General features: G+C 41.4%; 17 protein-coding genes. 9 read left to right on the plus strand and 8 right to left on the minus strand.

The features are described 5' to 3' along the window. Positions 1 to 158: 158 nt before the first annotated feature. Positions 159 to 1,022, minus strand: a complete 864-nt coding sequence (locus G7092_RS21630; RefSeq protein ID WP_166092430.1) for a Cif family virulence factor — start codon at positions 1,020 to 1,022, stop codon at positions 159 to 161. Positions 1,023 to 1,312: 290 nt separating this feature from the next. Here G7092_RS21630 and G7092_RS21635 point away from each other — a divergent pair, with 290 nt between their 5' ends. Next, positions 1,313 to 1,984, plus strand: coding sequence for a hypothetical protein (locus tag G7092_RS21635; RefSeq protein ID WP_166092432.1), 672 nt, complete (start codon positions 1,313 to 1,315; stop codon positions 1,982 to 1,984). A 4-nt stretch (positions 1,985 to 1,988) separates the two neighbouring features. On the opposite strand, the gene cysS is transcribed toward G7092_RS21635, so the two are convergent. The 5 genes from cysS to mutL form a co-directional block, all read right to left on the minus strand. Next, positions 1,989 to 3,452, minus strand: coding sequence for a cysteine--tRNA ligase (cysS, locus tag G7092_RS21640; protein WP_166092435.1), 1,464 nt, complete (start codon positions 3,450 to 3,452; stop codon positions 1,989 to 1,991). Positions 3,453 to 3,859: 407 nt separating this feature from the next. After that, entirely contained in the window at positions 3,860 to 4,972 is a 1,113-nt protein-coding gene (locus tag G7092_RS21645) for an endonuclease/exonuclease/phosphatase family protein (protein WP_166092437.1), read from the minus strand. Further along, positions 4,962 to 5,840 carry a rhomboid family protein gene (locus G7092_RS21650; RefSeq protein ID WP_166092438.1) on the minus strand — a complete coding sequence of 293 codons (879 nt, stop codon included), beginning with the start codon at positions 5,838 to 5,840 and terminating at the stop codon, positions 4,962 to 4,964. The genes G7092_RS21645 and G7092_RS21650 overlap by 11 nt, the downstream gene beginning before the upstream one ends. Before the next feature lie 35 nt (positions 5,841 to 5,875). Next, a complete protein-coding gene (locus G7092_RS21655; protein WP_166092440.1) occupies positions 5,876 to 6,586 on the minus strand; it encodes a rhomboid family intramembrane serine protease in 711 nt (236 codons plus the stop codon). Positions 6,587 to 6,609: 23 nt separating this feature from the next. Then, on the minus strand, positions 6,610 to 8,466 hold the full coding sequence (mutL, locus tag G7092_RS21660) for a DNA mismatch repair endonuclease MutL (protein ID WP_166092442.1): 1,857 nt from the start codon (positions 8,464 to 8,466) through the stop codon (positions 6,610 to 6,612). 208 nt (positions 8,467 to 8,674) lie between these two features. Here mutL and G7092_RS21665 point away from each other — a divergent pair, with 208 nt between their 5' ends. Genes G7092_RS21665 through G7092_RS21675 form a run of 3 tightly spaced genes read left to right on the plus strand, consistent with a single transcriptional unit; the run spans position 8,675 to position 12,786 of the window. Continuing rightward, the gene (locus tag G7092_RS21665; protein ID WP_166092444.1) at positions 8,675 to 10,306 is read left to right on the plus strand and encodes an amidohydrolase; all 1,632 of its coding nucleotides are present in this window, start codon (positions 8,675 to 8,677) and stop codon (positions 10,304 to 10,306) included. After that, positions 10,293 to 12,116, plus strand: coding sequence for a serine hydrolase (locus G7092_RS21670; protein WP_166092446.1), 1,824 nt, complete (start codon positions 10,293 to 10,295; stop codon positions 12,114 to 12,116). Before G7092_RS21665 ends, G7092_RS21670 begins: the two co-directional genes overlap by 14 nt. Positions 12,117 to 12,129: 13 nt before the next feature. Continuing rightward, positions 12,130 to 12,786, plus strand: coding sequence for a hypothetical protein (locus tag G7092_RS21675; RefSeq protein WP_166092448.1), 657 nt, complete (start codon positions 12,130 to 12,132; stop codon positions 12,784 to 12,786). Between the two features lie 93 nt (positions 12,787 to 12,879). Here G7092_RS21675 and G7092_RS21680 read toward each other — a convergent pair whose 3' ends face one another. After that, complete coding sequence (locus G7092_RS21680) at positions 12,880 to 14,112, minus strand: hypothetical protein (RefSeq protein WP_166092450.1); 1,233 nt, start codon at positions 14,110 to 14,112, stop codon at positions 12,880 to 12,882. A 175-nt stretch (positions 14,113 to 14,287) separates the two neighbouring features. On the opposite strand from G7092_RS21680, the gene G7092_RS21685 reads away from it, so the two are divergent. From G7092_RS21685 to G7092_RS21700, 4 genes are all read left to right on the plus strand, one after another. Continuing rightward, the gene (locus tag G7092_RS21685) at positions 14,288 to 14,803 is read left to right on the plus strand and encodes an OmpH/Skp family outer membrane protein (RefSeq protein ID WP_166092453.1); all 516 of its coding nucleotides are present in this window, start codon (positions 14,288 to 14,290) and stop codon (positions 14,801 to 14,803) included. A 217-nt stretch (positions 14,804 to 15,020) separates the two neighbouring features. Further along, a complete protein-coding gene (locus G7092_RS21690; protein WP_166092455.1) occupies positions 15,021 to 15,830 on the plus strand; it encodes a helix-turn-helix domain-containing protein in 810 nt (269 codons plus the stop codon). A gap of 111 nt (positions 15,831 to 15,941) precedes the next feature. After that, a complete protein-coding gene (locus G7092_RS21695; protein ID WP_166092457.1) occupies positions 15,942 to 16,325 on the plus strand; it encodes a VOC family protein in 384 nt (127 codons plus the stop codon). A 192-nt stretch (positions 16,326 to 16,517) separates the two neighbouring features. Further along, complete coding sequence (locus tag G7092_RS21700) at positions 16,518 to 17,753, plus strand: MFS transporter (protein ID WP_166092459.1); 1,236 nt, start codon at positions 16,518 to 16,520, stop codon at positions 17,751 to 17,753. 10 nt (positions 17,754 to 17,763) lie between these two features. On the opposite strand, the gene G7092_RS21705 is transcribed toward G7092_RS21700, so the two are convergent. Then, positions 17,764 to 18,186: a VOC family protein gene (locus G7092_RS21705; RefSeq protein WP_166092463.1), complete on the minus strand. Its 423-nt coding sequence runs from the start codon at positions 18,184 to 18,186 to the stop codon at positions 17,764 to 17,766. Positions 18,187 to 18,312: 126 nt separating this feature from the next. Between G7092_RS21705 and bshA the strand changes: the two genes are divergently transcribed. Continuing rightward, positions 18,313 to 19,485, plus strand: a complete 1,173-nt coding sequence (bshA, locus tag G7092_RS21710) for an N-acetyl-alpha-D-glucosaminyl L-malate synthase BshA (protein WP_166092465.1) — start codon at positions 18,313 to 18,315, stop codon at positions 19,483 to 19,485. The last annotated feature ends 89 nt before the right edge of the window (positions 19,486 to 19,574 follow it).

Below are 19,574 nucleotides of genomic sequence, written 5' to 3' on the forward strand. Positions count from 1 at the left end.
GAAAGGGAATTTGTCATCCTGAGGAACGAAGGATCTATTCGTAAATATACATAGCGCTTAATAGATGCTTCACTACGTTCAGCATGACAAATATTAATATAAAACAAAAAGGGAGCAGTTCTCAGAACTGCTCCCTTTTTGTTTGGGTATAAAAATCCTTATTCGTTTTCAATGGCAGAGAATACCTCCAGCAGGATATCCCATTTTTTTGTTTTATCAAGCTCCCAGATACGTACATAGTTATAGTTACTTACCACATTGCCTTTAGTTATACGGGCATGACCATAAGTGTAAGCCAGATCGTTACTGGCAGCGCGACCGCCGTCTGTAGTTTCGGCAGTGATGCTGATAGCCTGGTTGTTAATGAATTTCATAATCACATCCGGACCTGTCATTGAATCGAAACCAGGGAAATAATAGCGGGCTTCAGGGCTTAAAAACTCTTTGTAGCTAGCTAATGCTGATATAGTTAATGAGTGATTAAATATTTTATCGGTGTTTACGATAATGCTTTTTGCGGTGAAAGGATCTTTGCTGGGCGCTGAACGGGTTGCAGTAGGCTCTTTAAAATCTGTCACTTCTTCTTGTTCAGGTTCAGGGTGCTGTATGCCCAGGTCTATCAGTAGCTTTAGTTTACCTTCCGAGTCAGAACGCCAAACGGAAACATAGTCACCAAAAACTTTGTCGTCATCACTTTTACCGTTAGTATAGATATAAGGGCCGGCAGTAAAGGCCAAATCACCATTTGCTGATATGCGGCCAAATTTAGGTATCCAGCTTAGCTTACCTGCTTGTTTGTCAATATTAGAGTAAAAATCAGTGATCTTAACGGCATTAGGCTTAAAAACAATGCCTTCCGGATCTGCAAAGGCTAAAAAGCCATCTTTTATGCCTTTACGCTCTACTAATTTATTAAAAGCTTCTTCGGCACTAACTACCTTATTTACTTGTGCGGGAGCAGTTTGCGCAAAGGCAAATGCACTGTAACCAATAAATGTAGCAGCTAATATTATTTTCTTCATGGTCATATTAGATTTTGGGGCAATTTAACAATAAATTTTAAGTGGGGAATGTAATTTGAATTAAGGTGATAAGCAAATAACCTCGCAGCACGGCAGCTAAATAAACTCATATCTGAAACGAAGGGGTTTATATTTAATTGTAACTGAACGGAGTTAATCATGCAAAAATTGATACCTAAGGGCAAATATTAACTAAATGCCTTGAATTAAAAACTAATTAACCGCATAGCGCTGATTATGTTTTGATTAAAAAAAGCATTATGCTCATATTTATAAAAAATTACGTTATAATGAACAAATTTATCCTCTGTTTTATGGCTCTGCTATTGGCTTTTTTAACTAGCCATGCCCAGATAATGCATGATTTGCAAGGTAAGCCTTACATGGAACAAGCCTATACCGAAGTGGATGGCAACCCACTGCTGATTAATAATTGGGTTGAAGGGGCCATTGACTTTGTTAATGGAAAAACAGTAAAGGTTAAGGTAAAATATGATCTGGTAAAAGATGTGCTTCTGTTTCAAAATAAAAGTGACACAACGGCTATGTATTTTGTTGAACCTGTGAAAGCATTTAAATTAGGCAGTCCTGTTAATGAAGAAAGTGATATCCTTCTTCCTGCGTTTAACAGCGGGTACCCTGTTATCGACAGTCAGACGCCAGCTTCGTTTTACCAGGTAATTGCCGGCGGCAAAACACAGCTATTGAAGCATTACAGAAAAGTGATACGTACCGATCAGGCCTTTAACTCAGCTACCGCGACCAAAACATTTGTCCAGACTGATATTTACTATTTTTTTGCCAATAACCAGATGAGTAGGATAAAACCCAATCAAAAAAGCATCTTAACTGCCCTGAGCGATAAAGCAGAGCAATTAAAAGGCTATATGAAAAGTAATATCGTTGATTATAAAAGCGATGTGTCTTTGGCTAAACTGTTTAGCTATTATAATTCGCTTTAACAAATCAGGATTTGCTCCAGTGCGTACCGTCTTTACTATCCTTTAGCTGAAACCCTATTCTGGCCAGGCCATCACGTATCTTGTCTGATATGGCATAGTCCTTATTGATCTTAGCTTCGCTCCTGAGTTCAACTATCAGGTTCAGTACATTGGGCAGATCGTCATTAGCCGCTTGCTCATCTTTCAGCCCCAATACATCCAGCACAAAAGTGTTCATTAAGGTTTTAAGCAGTTGCAAATTGGCTTCATCTATCTTCATTTTGCCATCATGAACCGAATTGATAATGCGCGATGCCTCAAAGAGTTCGGCAATGAGTACCGGACTGTTAAAATCATCGTTCATAGCCGCGTAGCAGCGCTGTAACAAAGGCTCTATCTCAATTTCGGTAGTAGTACTTGCCTTTAATCCATTAAGCAGCGCAAAGGCGTTCATTAAGCGTTTAAAGCCTTTTTCCGATGCCTCCATAGCCTCGTTGCCAAAATCAAGCGTACTGCGGTAGTGCGCCTGCAGCATAAAAAACCTTACGGTCATCGGGCTGTAGCCTTTATTCAGTATGGAGTTATTGCCGGTAAAAAGCTCATGCGGCAAAAAGCTGTTGCCTAATGATTTGGACATTTTTTGCCCGTTCACCGTAAGCATATTGGTATGCACCCAGTAATTGGCCGGATTTACACCGCAGCAGGCCTCGTGCTGGGCAATTTCATTAGTATGGTGTGTTGGTACCAGGTCAATACCGCCGCCGTGTATATCAAACTGGTTGCCCAGGTATTTCTGGCTCATGGCCGAGCATTCCAGGTGCCAGCCCGGGAAGCCAACGCTCCAGGGCGATGGCCATTTCATCAGGTGCTCCGGTTTGGCTTTTATCCACAGGGCAAAGTCAAGCTTGCCATGTTTTTCATCCTGGCCGCCAAGCGTGCGGGTATTGTTAAGCAAATCTTCCAGGTTACGGCCGCTCAGTATACCATAGTTTTTGGTTTTGTTGTACTTCTCCACATCAAAATACACCGTACCATCAACCTCATAAGCATATCCTTTTTCCAGTATCTGCTTCACCATTTCTATCTGCTCAATAATATGGCCGGTAGCGGTAGGTTCAATACTGGGTGGCAGTGTATTAAATATTTGCATTACATCATGAAAGCCAACGGTGTACTTTTGTACAATTTCCATCGGTTCCAGTTGAGCTATTTTTGCTTTTTTTGATATTTTGTCTTCTCCCTCGTCACCAGCATCCCCTTCCAGGTGACCAGCATCGGTTACATTGCGAACATAGCGAACCTTATATCCAATTTGAGTAAGGTATCTGAAAATAAGGTCGAATGATATATAAGTACGGCAGTTGCCCAGGTGCACATCGCTGTAAACAGTAGGGCCACATACGTACATGCCCACATGGGGTGCGTTAAGCGGTTTAAATTTTTCCTTTTTACGGGTTAAAGTATTGTAAACAAACAAATTTTGTTGCATAAGCGCAAACTTACGATTTTTTCAATTTCATGCTAGCCTCTAGAATCAAGAGATTAGAGTCAAGAATCAAGATTTAGGACAATACCAGGATTATTTTACATGCTCTTGATTCTTGACGCTGATTTCCTGACTTTTTCCCCTCATTAAATGGTTAGGTTGGATTTAAGCATGATGGCTAAACCCGGTTAAAAAGTGGGTTTACATGATTTCATGAAAAAATGATTGAAAATTTATATATTTATTTGTAAATCAGAATGTTGTAAAAATGTAAACCATGAAAAGTGTAAACCCATGTAAACCCAGTTTTTAACCAAATTAGCCACCTGTTGAGTGATCATACTTAACGCGTGTTTACTACGACAGATAGTCCACGACTTCAATCTTGACTCTAATCTCTTGACTCTTTTTCAATTGAGTACCACATCACTTCTCAGTGGATAATGGTCAGATAGTTTTTTTTCGATGATTTTGTAGGTGGCTATATCAAACTGCGGACTAGCCATAATATAGTCGATCTGATAGTTTGGAAAGTCGCCATTATAAGTGCGTCCGAATCCCGATCCTTTTTGGCGGAAAGCGTTTTTTAATCCTTTAGCCATCTGGTTAACGGCAAAAGAGGTAGGTGTGTCATTAAAGTCACCAGAGATCAAATACGGGTATGGGCATTTAGCCGCATGCTCTTTGACCTTAAAAACCTGTTCGCTTCTTTTTTCAAAAGCTATTTTAAGTTTACCCCCCAGTCTTTTGGTTGATTGCATATCCGTTTTGCCTTTTTTGGATACACTGTCCAGATATTTATAATCTTCGGGATCAAAGCGGATGGATTGCAGGTGGACGCTATAGAAGCGAAAGATCTTCTCCCCCTTTTTTACATCAACAAATAAACATTGATTCTCGGAGTGAGCTTCTGTGAGGCGTATCAGTCCTTTGCCTACTATCGGAAACCTGGAAAATATGGCCATGCCAATGGCTTCGGTATTGTTAAAGTTGAAAGGCTCAAAATAAAAATTGCTGGCGCCAATGATCCTGATGAGGGAATCGCGCATTTCATACTGGCCTTTGTTTTTAGTATAAAATTCTTGAAATCCGATAATGTCGGGTTGCTGCTGGCTAATAAGAGTTAGAATTTGATGCTTGGTGGAGATATCGTTTGAGGCACCATATCGCTTAAAATTGTGAACATTATAGGTCATTACCCTGATAGCGTTTTCTGCCGCGGGTTTTTCAGTCTCTGCACCGCTTAACCTGAAACCAATATTGTTGAACAAAACATTATAGCCTAATAAAATAGTGACCAGCGATAACAGAAATTGCCACCGGCGGCGTAACAGCCAATAGGCAAGCATGATTAAATTAAAGATGAGTAATACAGGATAGGCCAGGCCAAAAAAGGCAAAAAGCCAAACCTTTCGGGGATCAACGTGGGGCGCTAAATAGCTGATCAGTAAAGCAACGCATAACAACAGGTTTATCCATAAAAGTATTTTACCTATAAAGCTCTGTTTGCGTTTAACTTTCATTATTGCTTGCGCGAAATAAGATTTCTTTTTCCTGCTTGGTCAGGCTGTCATAACCCGATTGTGATATTTTATCTAAGATACGGTCAATTTCATCCTGGCGAGGGTATTCGGCGCTATTTTTATTGGAGTTTTTGGCCACTACCTTCAATTTGGGCCTGGCTTTAAATATATTGCCGAGGCTGCCAATCCAATCGTGTCCCTTTTGTAATTGTTTAATATACAGAAATCCGAACAAGGCGCCCCCCAAGTGGGCTATTTCGCCGCCGGCATTAGGGCCAACAACACCTAAAAAGTCAATCACCAGGATAACTAATACCAGCCACTTTAGCTTTACCGGTCCAAACAGGATCAATGATATGGTAAAATTAGGCAACAGCGTAGCAGTGGCCACTACAATGGCCATAACGCTGGCAGAGGCCCCTACAATCAGAGCAGAATCGGCAGCATGCAGGCGGGTAAAGGCAGGCAATAAATTATAAGCCAACAAATAAAACAATGCACCGGCAAGACCTCCCATAATGTACAGACCAATAGTGCGCTTATTGCCCAGGTATTCTTCAAATATTTGCCCCATCCAGTAAAGCCAGAGCATATTGAATAAGATGTGCAAAACACCATCATGCATGAACATGTAGGTGATCGGTGTCCAGAAATGGGTGAGTAAGACCTGGAAAGAGGCCGGCATACGCAGGTATTCAGCCGAAAGCAATAGGATGTTGCTGTTGCCTAAACCCGTAAAAAGTAATTGCTCCAGAATAGCCGAAACATTGATGATCAAAAAAACGGCTACATTAATGCCAATAAGCAGGTTGAGCTTATTGCCCGACCGCAGCATTTTGTACTGAATATTTTGCCAAAGGGTACTCATAAAATATACTTCCGTTTATTGGATAACTACCGTTATTAATAAAAATTGTTTGGTCTTTGTACACGCCAGAACTTTAATATAATAAAACCAAAAAGAGCCCCACCTAAATGTGCAAAGTGTGCAACCGAATCGCCGGCAAACTGCCCAAAACCTCCTATTAGCTCAATAACTATATAACCTGCAATCAGGTACTTCGCTTTAATAGGCATGGGTATAAACAATACCATCATTTCCACATTAGGGAACAGATACCCAAAAGCCAGTAATACACCAAAAATTGCACCCGAGGCCCCTAAAATTGGTGTGCTATATATATCTTTAAGTTTTTCAAAACCGGCAAGGTTCACGTACGGCCCGAAGTTAAGATTAGGAATAGTGAACGTTCCTATTATGGCATGTACTTCTGCCGATTGAACAATCATTTGAAGAATTACAGCGCCTATGCCTGTAATGAAATAATATTGTAAAAAGCGCTTGGAACCCAGAGTATACTCAATAGTTGGTCCAAACATAAACAAAGCAAACATATTAAAGAATATGTGTTGAATGTTGGCATGCATAAACATATAGCTAACTATTTGCCATGGATGAAAAAAAGGTGAATTGAAATAAAAACAGGATAAATATAATTCTAAATTAATTCCAGACCTACCTAATATATAGGTGCCAATGAAAAATAAAACATTAATGATCAACAGGTTTTTTACAACCGGCGGTATATTGGCAAATGGTGATTGACTGTTCATAGTATAAATAAAAGCCGGTCGGGCTATTTTTCAAATCGTTCTAAAAGCTCGGCCATGGTAAAGGTACTGATTACGGGCTTACCGTTCAATGCCTGGTTTGGCGTTTCGCAGGCAAAAAGCTGATCAATGAGTTGATTCATTTCCTCTAAGGATAATTTGGTGCCGGTTTTAATGGCCGCGTTGCGCGCCAATGACCGGGCCAGGTTATCGCGCTTATCCAGTTTTAAAATGGCCATGTTATTTTTAAAGCCCTCCAATAGGTGCTCCAATAGCTCGTGTTCGCCCACATTACCCAGTTCGGCTGGTACACCCTCTACTACTACCGTGTTTTTGCCAAACTCGCGGATATCAAAACCCAGCGACCGTATATCAGGCAACAATTCTTTTAATAACTCAAAATCGCTGCCGTTTAGTGTGACCGACTGTGGAAACAAGCTTTGCTGACTTACACCCGAATGATTTTGCAGTTGCTGTAAAAAACGCTCATACAAAATACGTTCATGCGCAGCCTGCTGTCCGATAAGCATAAAGCCTGATTTAATTTGCGATAGGATAAATCGGTTATGGATCTGGAACAATTGCCGCTCGCTTGATTTGCTTACCTCCTGCTCATTCACCGCAATGCGCTCTTCCTGGTGTAACTCATGTTGCAGGTTATCCTCTTTTTTGCTGATCTCATACAGCGTATCCCAGTTTTTAGGAATGGGACTGCTTTTAAAACCACCATCCGCTCTCAAAAAAGGGTGCTCGCGTACCGGCTTTTGCTCCGAAGCAAAAGGATTAAAATCAGGATTGAAAGATATGGTTGGCGCTACAATCTCCTCAAAAGGCTTGGGCGTTATCAGGTGCTCAATGCTGTTCTCCTGGTCAAAATCAAGGCTTGGGGTAATGTTATATCTGCCCAACGAGCGTTTTACCGCCGAACGGATGATAGCATAAATAGCTTTCTCATCCTGGTATTTGATCTCGGTTTTGGTAGGATGCACATTGATATCTATCCGCGATGGGTCGATGTCAATAAATAGTACATAAAATGGGAAACTATCATCGGGCAGTAACTCTTCAAAAGCGGTAATTACCGCATGGTTCAAATAAGCATCCCGAATAAAGCGGTTGTTTACAAAAAAGAACTGCTCACCCCGGGTTTTACGGGCAAACTCGGGCTTGCCAACAAAACCACGCAGATTAATAATGGTGGTATCCTCTTCTACTGGCACCAGGCGCTGATTATAATTGTTGCCAAATAGATGGACAATACGTTGCTTTAAAGCAGCTCCCGGAAGGTGGTAAACCTCCTGCGCGTCATGGTGCAGGGTAAAAAATATCTGTGGGTTAGCCAGCGCTACCCGTTGAAACTCGTCGATAATATGACGCATCTCTACCGGGTTGCTTTTTAAAAAGTTACGGCGGGCTGGTGTATTATAAAAAAGATTTTTAACGGATATAGAAGTGCCGGTATTAGCCTGGCAGGCTTCCTGACTTACTACTTCGGAGCCCTCAATAAAAATGCAGGTACCCAGCTCGTCCTCATGGCGGCGGGTTTTCATTTCTACCTGAGCAATCGCCGCTATAGATGCCATAGCCTCACCCCGGAAACCCATAGTGCGTATAGCGAACAGGTCGTCGGCCTTGCGTATTTTTGAAGTCGCATGCCGTTCAAAACACATGCGCGCATCGGTAAGACTCATGCCACAGCCATCATCAATAACCTGTATCAATGATTTGCCTGCGTCTTTTATAATGAGCTGAATTTTTCCGGCTCCGGCATCAATTGCGTTCTCCACTAATTCCTTTACGGCAGATGCGGGGCGTTGTACCACTTCGCCAGCGGCAATCTGGTTGGCAACGGCATCCGGTAAAAGCTGTATGATATCTGACATCTAAAAAAAATCCCTCCAATTTCGAATTCGATGCTAAATTAAATATTTGAAGGCATAACTTTATGATTTGATAATTGTATATAGTCTGGAAAGAGTCAAGATACAAGAATCAAGAGTTAAGACAATGAATAATAATTATTTTGATATGAAACTCCTGTCTTATCTTGATTCTTGATTCTCGGTTCTTGATTCTATTTAAATCTGTTTTATGAAAAAATTATGGCCAGCACTGCTCTTTTTTGCGGTAGCCTGCAAGCAAAAAGAGTATAATGCCGACCTTTTGGTTAAAAACGCCGTGATTTATACGGTTGATAGCACTTTTACTACCGCCAATACCATTGTAGTAAAAGGCGGAAAGATATTGGCTGTAGGAGATGCCGATACGCTGGAACAAAAATACCTGGCCAACGAAGTGGTTGACGCAAAAGGAGCGCCTATATATCCCGGTTTTATTGATGCCCATGCTCATTTTTATGATTATGGATTAGGCTTACAGGAAGTTAACCTGGTAGGTACCCACAGCTGGAATGAAGTTGTCGATTCGGTACAGGCTTACTCGGTTCGAAATACCGACGGCTGGATAATTGGGCAGGGTTGGGATCAGAATCACTGGTCATTGAAACAATTCCCCAACAAGGCTAAGCTTGATTCTCTGTTTCCGGTAAGGCCGGTGATATTGAGCAGGGTTGACGGTCATGCGGCCATAGCTAACCAGGCGGCGCTGAACATTGCCGGAGTAAAACCGGGGCAAACTATTAACGGCGGCGAGATTGAAACAATTAATGGCAAACTTACCGGTATTTTGGTTGATAATGCCGTAGGAATAGTAACCCGGAAAATCCCTGAGCCAAGTGCCCAGGTAACGGAAGATGCCTTACTGGCTGCGCAAAAGAACTGTTTTGCCGTGGGTTTAACTACCGTTGATGATTGCGGTTTACCTTATACCATGGTGAGCACTATTGCCGAGCTGCAACATAAAGGATCATTAAAGATGCGTATGTACGTGATGCTGGCCGACAGGGAGGAGAATTATGAATACCTGTTTAAACACGGCGCTTATAAAACCCCGGGCCTCAATGTGAGAGCCTTTAAGGTTTATGCCGATGGTGCATTAGGATCCAGAGGGGCCTGTTTGCTGCAACCCTACAATGACCAAAAAAACTGGAAGGGCTTTTTGTTAAGCAGCCAGAAACATTTTGAAGAAGTGGCCAAAAAGATCTATGATAAAGGTTTTCAGATGGCAACCCATGCCATCGGCGACTCGGCCAATCGCGTAATGTTGAAAATATATGCCTCGGTATTGAAGGGAAAGAATGATCGTCGCTGGCGTATTGAACACGCCCAGGTGCTGTCGCCACAGGATATTAAGTTGTTTGGTGAAAATAGTATCATTCCTTCGGTGCAACCCACTCATGCTACATCAGATATGTATTGGGCCGGTAAAAGATTGGGAAATGATCGGTTAAAATCAGCCTACGTATATAAGCAACTGTTAAAACAAAATGGCTGGTTACCACTGGGTACAGATTTCCCGGTAGAGAATATAAACCCCATGTACACGTTTTATGCAGCAGTGGAGCGTAAAGACCTGAAGGGTTTTCCTGAAGGGGGCTTTCAAATTGAAAATGCGCTGACCCGGACCGAAGCTTTAAAGGGAATAACCATCTGGGCCGCAAAGGCCAATTTTGAAGAGAAAGAAAAAGGAAGCCTGGAGCCCGGAAAATATGCCGATTTTGTGATATTAGACAAGGATATCATGAAAGTAAAAGGCGCCGAATTGCCAAAAGTTAAAGTGACCAGTACCTATATAAACGGAGTTAAAGTATATGATAAAAAATAAATGGGGCTGTATCCCTTTAGTGTTGTTTGGGTTTACCTTTTTAAATACCGCCTGTGCACAAATACCACCAGCTATACCGGCTGGCCAGGCTTATGTTAATGAAGAGCGGTTGGTTGAGCACTCCACTGTTTTGTTTAACAACAGTAAATATTTGCTACCGCTGCAAAATCTCGATCAGTTAAAGATTGCCAGCGTTCATTTCTCCAGCCCATATGCTTCTGCGTTTGATAGTTTGCTCAATAAGTACAATAAAGTACAGGTATTTGATGGTCGCACTTATAGTGGAGCAAAGAATCTTACCAATCTGTCGGCCGATTTGAAGTGGTACAACACGATTATTTTACAGGTAACTGATGCCGATCTCAACAATCCCCAGATTATTGATTTTATCAATAGTACCCAAAAACTCAAGAATGTGATTGTCGCGGCGTTTGGTGGCGGCACTGTTTTAACTAAGTTAAATGCCGTTACTGCACCAATTTTATGGAGCGAGCGTTTAACGGCTGTTGCTGGCATGTACAGCGCACAAGTTATTTTTGGAGGCTTGCCTGTAACGCAAAAACTCACGCGTACCTACTCGCCGCAATTTGCAGCAGGTATGGGTTTTATTACCGATAAGATCAGGTTGCAATATACCGTTCCCGAGGATGCAGGCATTAATGCCAATAATTTAACCGGTATTGATGACATAGCCCGTGAAGCTATTGCCGAACATGCCACGCCAGGTTGTGTGGTGCTGGTGGCTAAGGATGGAAAAGTGATATTTAACAAAGCTTACGGCTATCATACTTATGATAAAACTATTCCTGATCAGATAACAGATATTTTTGACCTGGCATCCATGACCAAGATAACCGCTACCACCGTGGAGGCTATGAAACTTACCGATGAAGGCAAACTGAATCTGGAAGCTACCCTTGGCGAATACTTGCCCCAAACCCGGAGCAGTAATAAAAACGATATACAGATACGCGAACTGCTGATGCATCAGGCTGGTTTAATACCCGATATCAAAGGATTTGAAAAAGTAAAACCAACAGACCATAGCACGGATTCGTCCGCGGCCTACCCAACCCGGGTATCTGAGCATTATTTTTTGCGGAAGGATTATTATAAGGATGTGATGTTCCCGGATATACTCAATTCTCCGCTTAAAACCCGGGGGCAATATGTATACAGTGATGTAGGCCTGGTACTGATGATGGAAGTGGTGGAAAGTATTACTGCTACTCCCGAGAATGTGTATGTACAGCAAGCTTTTTACAAACCATTGGGTATGCAAACAGCGGGCTTTTTACCCCTGTACCGTTTTAACCAAAGCCAGATACCGCCTACCGAAAACGACCAGGAATATCGCCAGAGTTTACTGGATGGTTATGTGCATGACCCTACTGCAGCCCTTATGGGGGGCGTAGCCGGCCACGCCGGGCTTTTTGCCAGCGCCAATGATGTAGCCATATTATACCAGATGCTGCTGAACCGCGGCACCTACGGCGGCACCCAGTATTTTAAACCTGAAGTTGTTGACTTGTTTACGTCCAAACAATCGGCTGTGAGCCGCAGGGGGCTGGGTTTTGACCGCTGGGATCCTATCGCCGACAGGCATTATCCATCTAAACTGGCATCTCCTCAAACCTATGGGCATACCGGTTTTACAGGTACCTGTATCTGGGTCGATCCGAAATATAACCTGGTATACGTGTTCCTGAGTAACCGGGTATATCCTAATGTAAGCAATAAGTTAGGCAGTCTCAACATCAGACCGCGGATACAGGATGTGGTTTATGATGCGATCAATAAGGGGATGTGATTGGGGTTTCTAAATGAAAGTTAAGTTAATTCCTGTAATAGAAGTGGTATATTATAGTGAAGATATCCCCATGCCCGAAAAATCGCCTTATTGGACTTATCCTGTTCTTTGGGATAATTACAATGCTGCCAATTATATAAAAGCAGGATTTAAGGATAAGTTTAAACCATACCTGCCTGGTTCAACTTTTTATACATTATCAAGTCTATCGGAAGGTAATTTAACAAAAATCATTAAAGACCGTGTTGATGATATCACCAAAAACAAATATGCCAGAACCGAAGTAAGCCCCTTAAATGGTGGTTATGTTTTGAACATTGATGATGTGGATGTATATTTTCCTCAATGTTGCGGAGATTTGAGTGATATAAATTATTGGAAGGAATTAGTATTTAATAACCAACTTTCATTCTTTGCAGGGCATCCCGAACCTCAATTGGAGATAAAAAAGGATACAATAATATTTGATTTTGAAGTAGGAGAGTTTGATGAACATTTTGTACCACCGCCTGCATATAATAAGATTGAGGTTAATAAGGTTGCTTTAAAAGCAGCGATTGAGCATGTAAACGCCGAACTACACCGTTTTGCTGATACTATTAGAAAAATAAGTATAGCCGAACAGTTAGATATTCCTGATATAGATAAACTTTTGATCTGGGATGAATAAACGCATTACAGAGAAACTCCCAGGCTGGTGCACGCATATGTTTTATTAGTGCAGCCCTGTTAGGTTTGCCACGGAAGCTATAACCAATTTTAGCTAATAACTCCGGCTAACCGACTTTAAGTTAAGGTTAGGATAATCATCCCTTCCGGTTGATTTATAGATAATGTTTTTCTCGTCAAAAGTTGCATCCTTATATACAGCGAAATAAAAAAGTGTTTGACCATTCAGATCAAGGTTGTTTAGTCCCAGGTATTTAGAAAAATCCGGAAATTTTATATTGATGTAATTTGCTGCCGCCGGAGCAAATAATTGCACATATAAGCCTGGGCTTGATGGTGTGTTTTCAAAAAACGCAGCATAATAATCCACATCGCCCGAGAAAGATGGTTTAAAAGTAGTTAAAGTTGCTGCCGGAGTGTTAATAACGCCGTTATAGGTATCTGCATTATCAGCAATGCTGCTGCTGTTACGTGTAAAAGAGTACTTGGCATTGCCAATGGAATACGAGGTGTAGGTAACATACTCATCAAAGGTTTCCTGGGGATAATAATAGGTGAGTTGATTGCCTGCGGATGTAACGTTGCCCAAATCATAACGGTTAAAAAAATGTTTGTCGGGCCGTGCATATACTTGTATGGTAAGCCCGGTTCCGGGTGATGTGATATTTTTTACCAGGGGCGTTTTGTTGATCTGGGTCATATCCACATCTAAATTACTTGCTCCCTTTGGTACATCAAAAAAGTTATAAAAACGGATATTATTGGTGCGTAACTGTACCCAAAGTTTACTGTCATCAGATAAAGCCGGATAAAGGCGAAAAACCGTATCTGTTATACTTTTAAGCCTGGTGCCGTAAATATCACCTTGAATATCTAACTGATCAAAATAAACTGGTTTCTTTAAATGATAGGCCAATTCATGAACGGGTTTCTGAGGTAGCAGCAGGCTTGGTGAGTTATAATGACTTCCCCTTTTTATCTGCAAAAAGCCATGAATAATGGATTTAGTTACCGAAGCATCCTTGGTAATATCGATCTTGAAAAAGTTAAACCGATCTTTCGTATAAGTTTTAGGCGACATTATTGCCACATTGGTAGTGCCGTTAACATATTTAGTCTCGGTAATTATATTTCCGGCCTCATCTGTTAGTACAAAATAGGTGGTGCTATAAAAACCCGACATGTCATTTGACAGGTTTAACGAAAGTAAAGTATCTGGTGTTTCTGCAACCGGAGGTTTATTGTTGTCTGGTAATGAATTATGGCTTTTTGAACAGCTGGAAAGTATGATAACGAAGATAGCCAACAGAAGTATAGAGCTTTTCAATTGTATTTTTGATTTAGGATATGTAATTTTTGTAAAGGTAGTTATCCTATTTTATTGCTGCAAGATTCGAATAATGGCCATGTAAAATTGAGACAATGGCTTTACTTTAACTTCAAGTAAAACAATTTTCTTTGTAATTGGTTTTAGCTTTCTCTATTAATATAAATTACTAAACATGAGAAAACTATTCAAAGCTACCCTGCTCGCTTTAAGCCTACTATTTGTTGGTAAATTTTCAAATGCCCAGTCCAAGATCGGCTATGTTGATTTTCAATCCATCGTTAGCCAGATGCCCGAGGCCAAAACTATCAAACCACAGATTGATGCCTATCAAAAGCAATTTGTTACTCAGCTAACCGCAATGAATAACGATTTGCAAACCAAAGGAAAAGCTTATCAGGATCAAAGCAAAACCATGAGTGATGCTGATAAGACAGCCAAACAGACAGAACTGCAGGATCTGCAAAAAAAGATGCAGGATTATCAGGCCAATGCGCAACAGCAGGTTGAAGCCAAATCAAACGAACTCATAAAACCGATAACCGATAAAGCCCGCGCAGCGGTTAATGATGTAGCCAAAGCAAAAGGTATTACTTATGTATTTGATTCTTCTCAAGGTTCGGCTCTATTGGTTTCTAACGATGGTAATGATCTTACAACCTCGGTTAAAACTAAATTAGGGATCAAGTAAAATATCCCGTCGGTTCGATACAAAAAACTATAAAGCGCGTCATTGCGAGGTACGAAGCAATCCCTATGCTATACAGAGTGAACCTGCTTATTGGGGATTGCTTAGTACCTCACAATGACGCTTTTGGTTGGAGGCAAATATTTGATTATCAATACAAAATCAAACAATAAAGTTTAACTTTATATGTAAATCCGAAATCGAACATCCGAATTCCGCAATGAAATATTATACCATTCAGCCACCGGATATATTAAAACCTTTTGTAAGGTTTTTTTGGGTGCTGGAGCATGAACTGGCTGCAGGTGAACCGGAGTATATTTATCGCTCCATAGCCGATGGCTGTACCGAGATGGTATTTCATTATCAGTCAACCTTTGATGAAATTAATAATCAGGGGCAGGAAAATGGAGGTCCTTCGGGTATCCAGTTTCAAACCAATCATTACCGGCGTTTTATAACCCGGCAGAGCTTCGGCATTTTTGGTGCCTACATTTATCCTTTTGCCGTTCCCCGGTTTTTTAATATTCCCAGCAGCGAAACTACCAACCTGGCGCTTGATTATGATACCTTTCTAGGATGCGCCGGCCGCGAGTTAGAAGAACGGATGATGCTGGCTTCCGATAACCAGAAACGGGCTGCGATACTGAGCGATTTTTTACTGATGTGTCTACGACACAATACACCTACAGACAATCGGATCATTACTTCGATCAGGCAGGTGATCCACACCAATCAGCATAAAACAGTGGCGCAGCTGGCCGATACTTTTAATCTTTCAATCCGCCAGTTCGACCGACGATTTAAGGAGTATGCCGGTTTTAGTCCTAAAAGCTATTTGCGATTGATCCGTTTTCAGGATGCCATAAAACAGTACGGCAGCAATAAATCATTAACACAGATAGCGCTGGGATGTGGCTATTATGACCAGTCGCATTTTATACATGATGTAAAAACTTTTACAGGTTATCACCCCAGCTTTTATTTTTCGGGCAAAGCAGAAGGAACGGAATATCGGAATGCGGATTGACAATAGTAAAATCCGACATCGAAATTCCGCAATCCGAAATCAAAAAGATGTCTTGTTTTTACAATTTTGCTGAAACCCGGCCAGCTAATTTTGAATAAAAAAGAAATCGACATGGAAAAAGAAAAAAGCATCCCCGAAGCCTATCAGCGCATTATGCCTTACCTTATTGTAAAGGACGCGCCCCGTTTTATCATCTTTATGCAAAACGTATTTGGTGCAACCGAGCAGTACAAACAAATGCGCGATGAAAAGCATATTATGCACGCCGAGCTCAGCATTCAGGGTAGTACCATTATGTTTTGTGATAGTACCGAAACCTATCTTCCGCAAAATGCCGGCTTATTTATTTATGTCGATAGTTGCGACGAAACGTATAAAAAAGCCCTCGAAAACGGTGCTTCAAATGTAACAGAGCCCGCCGACCAGCCCTATGGCCGCAGTGCCGGTATAAAAGATCCTTTTGGCAACACCTGGTGGATAACTAACCCGCTTTGAAACGTTGTATACCCCAAACAAAATGCCGTTTTGTTTGGGGTATGTAATTTTATACTATGCCGGATGTTGATGGAGTTCGTTGTAACCAATTAATAATTAATTATTTGTGCGGAAATTGCTTGTGTGAAATAGCTGCCAGACGCCAGGTTTACCAAATATTCCGCTGATAAGAATGTTAATTTTGCGGTATCTATGAGCACGTTAACATCAAAAGCTCCTGCTATTAAGGAGCATCATCAGTCAATAGCAACACTGCTGGCTTTTGCCCTGATCCCTTTATCTGGTTTTGCTACCGATATTTATATCCCATCGTTACCCACCATGGCCGGCGAAATGAGTGTGAGCAATGTACAGGTACAATTAACATTAAGTATTTTCCTGATTAGCTATGGTGTGTCGCAGTTGTTTATCGGCAGTGTACTGGATAGTTTTGGCCGGTATAAAGTTAGTTTGGCTTCGTTAATTATTTTTGCCGTAGCCAGTGTAGTGATAGCCATCACCCATAATATTTATTTGATTTACCTGATGCGGGTGATACATGGCGTAACCGTTGGTGCCATTATAGTAGCCAAACGGGCTTATTTTGTGGATCTGTTCACCGGCGATAAGCTGAAGCATTACCTGAGCATGTTTTCTATCATCTGGTCTACCGGGCCTATCGTGGCGCCGTTTATCGGAGGCTATCTGCAAACCGCCTTTGGCTGGGAATCCAACTTTTACTTTTTAGCGGGCTTTGCGGCTGTATTTGCCATTCTGGAGCTCATTTTCAGTGGCGAAACCCTGGTGCATTTTTCAGAATTTCATTTTCAAAAGATCGTGAAGGTGTATGTTAGCATGATCAAAACCCACAGCTTTACGCTGGGTATTGTGATGCTTGGTTTAGCCTATTGCATGGTGATGACCTATAACATGACCGGTCCTTTTATTATCGAACATCATTTACACTTAACACCTGTAATAGCAGGCTATAGTTCGCTGGTGCTGGGTTTTGCCTGGATGGTTGGGGGCTTTATTGGCAAGGCAACCATCAATCGCCCATTCTTCAAAAGGATGGTAATTAATGTGCTTATGCAGGCGCTTTTTGTACTGGTGATGATCATCAGCGTACAATTTATCAGCAATCTATATTCGATGATATTTTTTGCCTTCATCATTCACGTTTGTGCCGGCTATACTTTTAATAACTATTTTACTTTTTGTTTGAGTAAGTTTCCTAAAAATGCGGGTATCGCCGGTGGACTTACCGGAGGTATTACCTACGTCATAGTTTCTTTTTTAAGTTACGGGATCGTTAACGTAGTACCAGCGAAAGATGAGCGCAACCTGAGCTTTAGCTATCTGATATTTATTTTGCTTTCCGCCCTGATCATGTTTTTGATCTTCCGGATCAATAAACAGGAAAAAACGCAGTCGGAAGTTTTGGTGTAATTTATACCGATCAAAGCACCTGGTTAAATTCCAAACGTTCCCCATCAGGCCCGGTGATGTTAAAATATTTGCAGCCGTTTTTCCAGAACTGCAGAAAAACCGGAGCTTCTTCGATGATATTAAAACCGGCCTCTTTAATAATGGCGTAAGTTTCATCAATGTCGCTTACATCAAAAGCTACATGGTCAATATGCCCGTTACCGCGGGTCCTGATCTCGGCTAAGCCGGCTTCGGGTAATTGGTAAAGTTCCATGAGTATGTTTTCGCGTTGCATCATTACACAGGTACCTTGTTCGCCACCATCGTTAAAATGGGCCTGCATTACGTTATTAAAACCCAATCGCTTGTAAAATTGCTGTGACGCATCCAGGCTGGTTACAGGTATGCCTATGTGCTGTATGCTGTTGATTTTTAAATGGATAGCATTTTTCATGAAAACTTATATCTACGCTGTAAAATTAAAAAAATGAGTAACTTGACTAAGTTATATCATTTTACACAGTGTTAACACATTTGCAGTAAATTGCTGTTAAACTTGCAGCCATAATTAACCAACTTAATGAAAATCGGAATTGTATGTTACCCAACCTTTGGTGGAAGCGGCGTTGTAGCCACAGAACTCGGTAAGGCTCTTGCCGACCGCGGTCACCAGGTTCATTTTGTTACCTATAACCAGCCGGCCCGGTTGGACCTTTTTTCCGAAAACCTGTTTTACCACGAGGTATCGGTATCCAACTATCCGCTTTTTGATTTTCCGCCTTATGAGTTGGCCCTGGCCAGTCGTTTGGTTGATGTGGTTCGCCACGAAAAGCTGGATGTATTGCACGTTCACTACGCTATACCGCATGCTTCGGCAGCTTTTATGGCCAAACAGATATTATTAACCTACGGTATTTATATCCCCGTAGTAACTACCCTGCACGGTACCGATATTACCCTGGTTGGTAAAGATCGTACTTTTAAACCGGTAGTTACTTTCTCAATCAATCAATCAGACGGGGTTACCGCGGTATCCGAAAACCTGAGGCACGATACCTACGAGTTTTTTGAGATAGATACCGATATTAAGGTGATACCCAATTTTATTGACCTGAACCGCTTTAGTCTTAAAGCAAAAGATCATTTCAAAAAAGCTATCGCTCCATCGGGCGAAAAAGTATTGGTGCACACCTCCAACTTCCGTAAGGTAAAACGTACCGAGGATGTAGTGCGGATATTTGCCGAAGTTGTTAAAAAGATCCCTTCCAAATTGCTGATGGTGGGCGATGGCCCCGAGCGCTCGGGTTGCGAGCAGTTATGCCGCGATTTGGGTGTTGCTGATAATGTACGCTTTTTGGGTAAGCAGGATGCCATTGAAGAAATACTTTCAGTAGCCGATCTGTTCCTGATGCCATCACAATCAGAAAGTTTTGGTTTGGCCGCTTTGGAAGCGATGGCTTGTAAAGTACCTGTGATCAGTACCAATGCAGGTGGTTTGCCCGAATTAAATGTAGATGGTGTAACCGGTTTCCTGAAAGATGTTGGGGATGTAGAAGCCATGGGTAAAAGCGCCATTTATATATTGGAAGATGAAGATCGTTTGAACCAGTTTAAAGAAAACGCCCTGGCGCGTGCCAAGGAATTTGATCTGGCCACTATTTTGCCTTTGTATGAAAATTACTATTTACAGGTGATTGATAAGTGTAAAGACAAGTGTAAAGAGCTATGCACAGGTAAAGCCAAGGTTGACTAAATGTAAACAAAATATAATTAACTCATATAAAGTTAATTAGCTGCCTGAGTATTTTTTCTTATATTGTAATTTCATTTTTTGGCCATCCG

It is taken from the genome of Mucilaginibacter inviolabilis (genome assembly GCF_011089895.1).
GTDB classification, from domain to species: Bacteria; Bacteroidota; Bacteroidia; order Sphingobacteriales; family Sphingobacteriaceae; genus Mucilaginibacter; species Mucilaginibacter inviolabilis.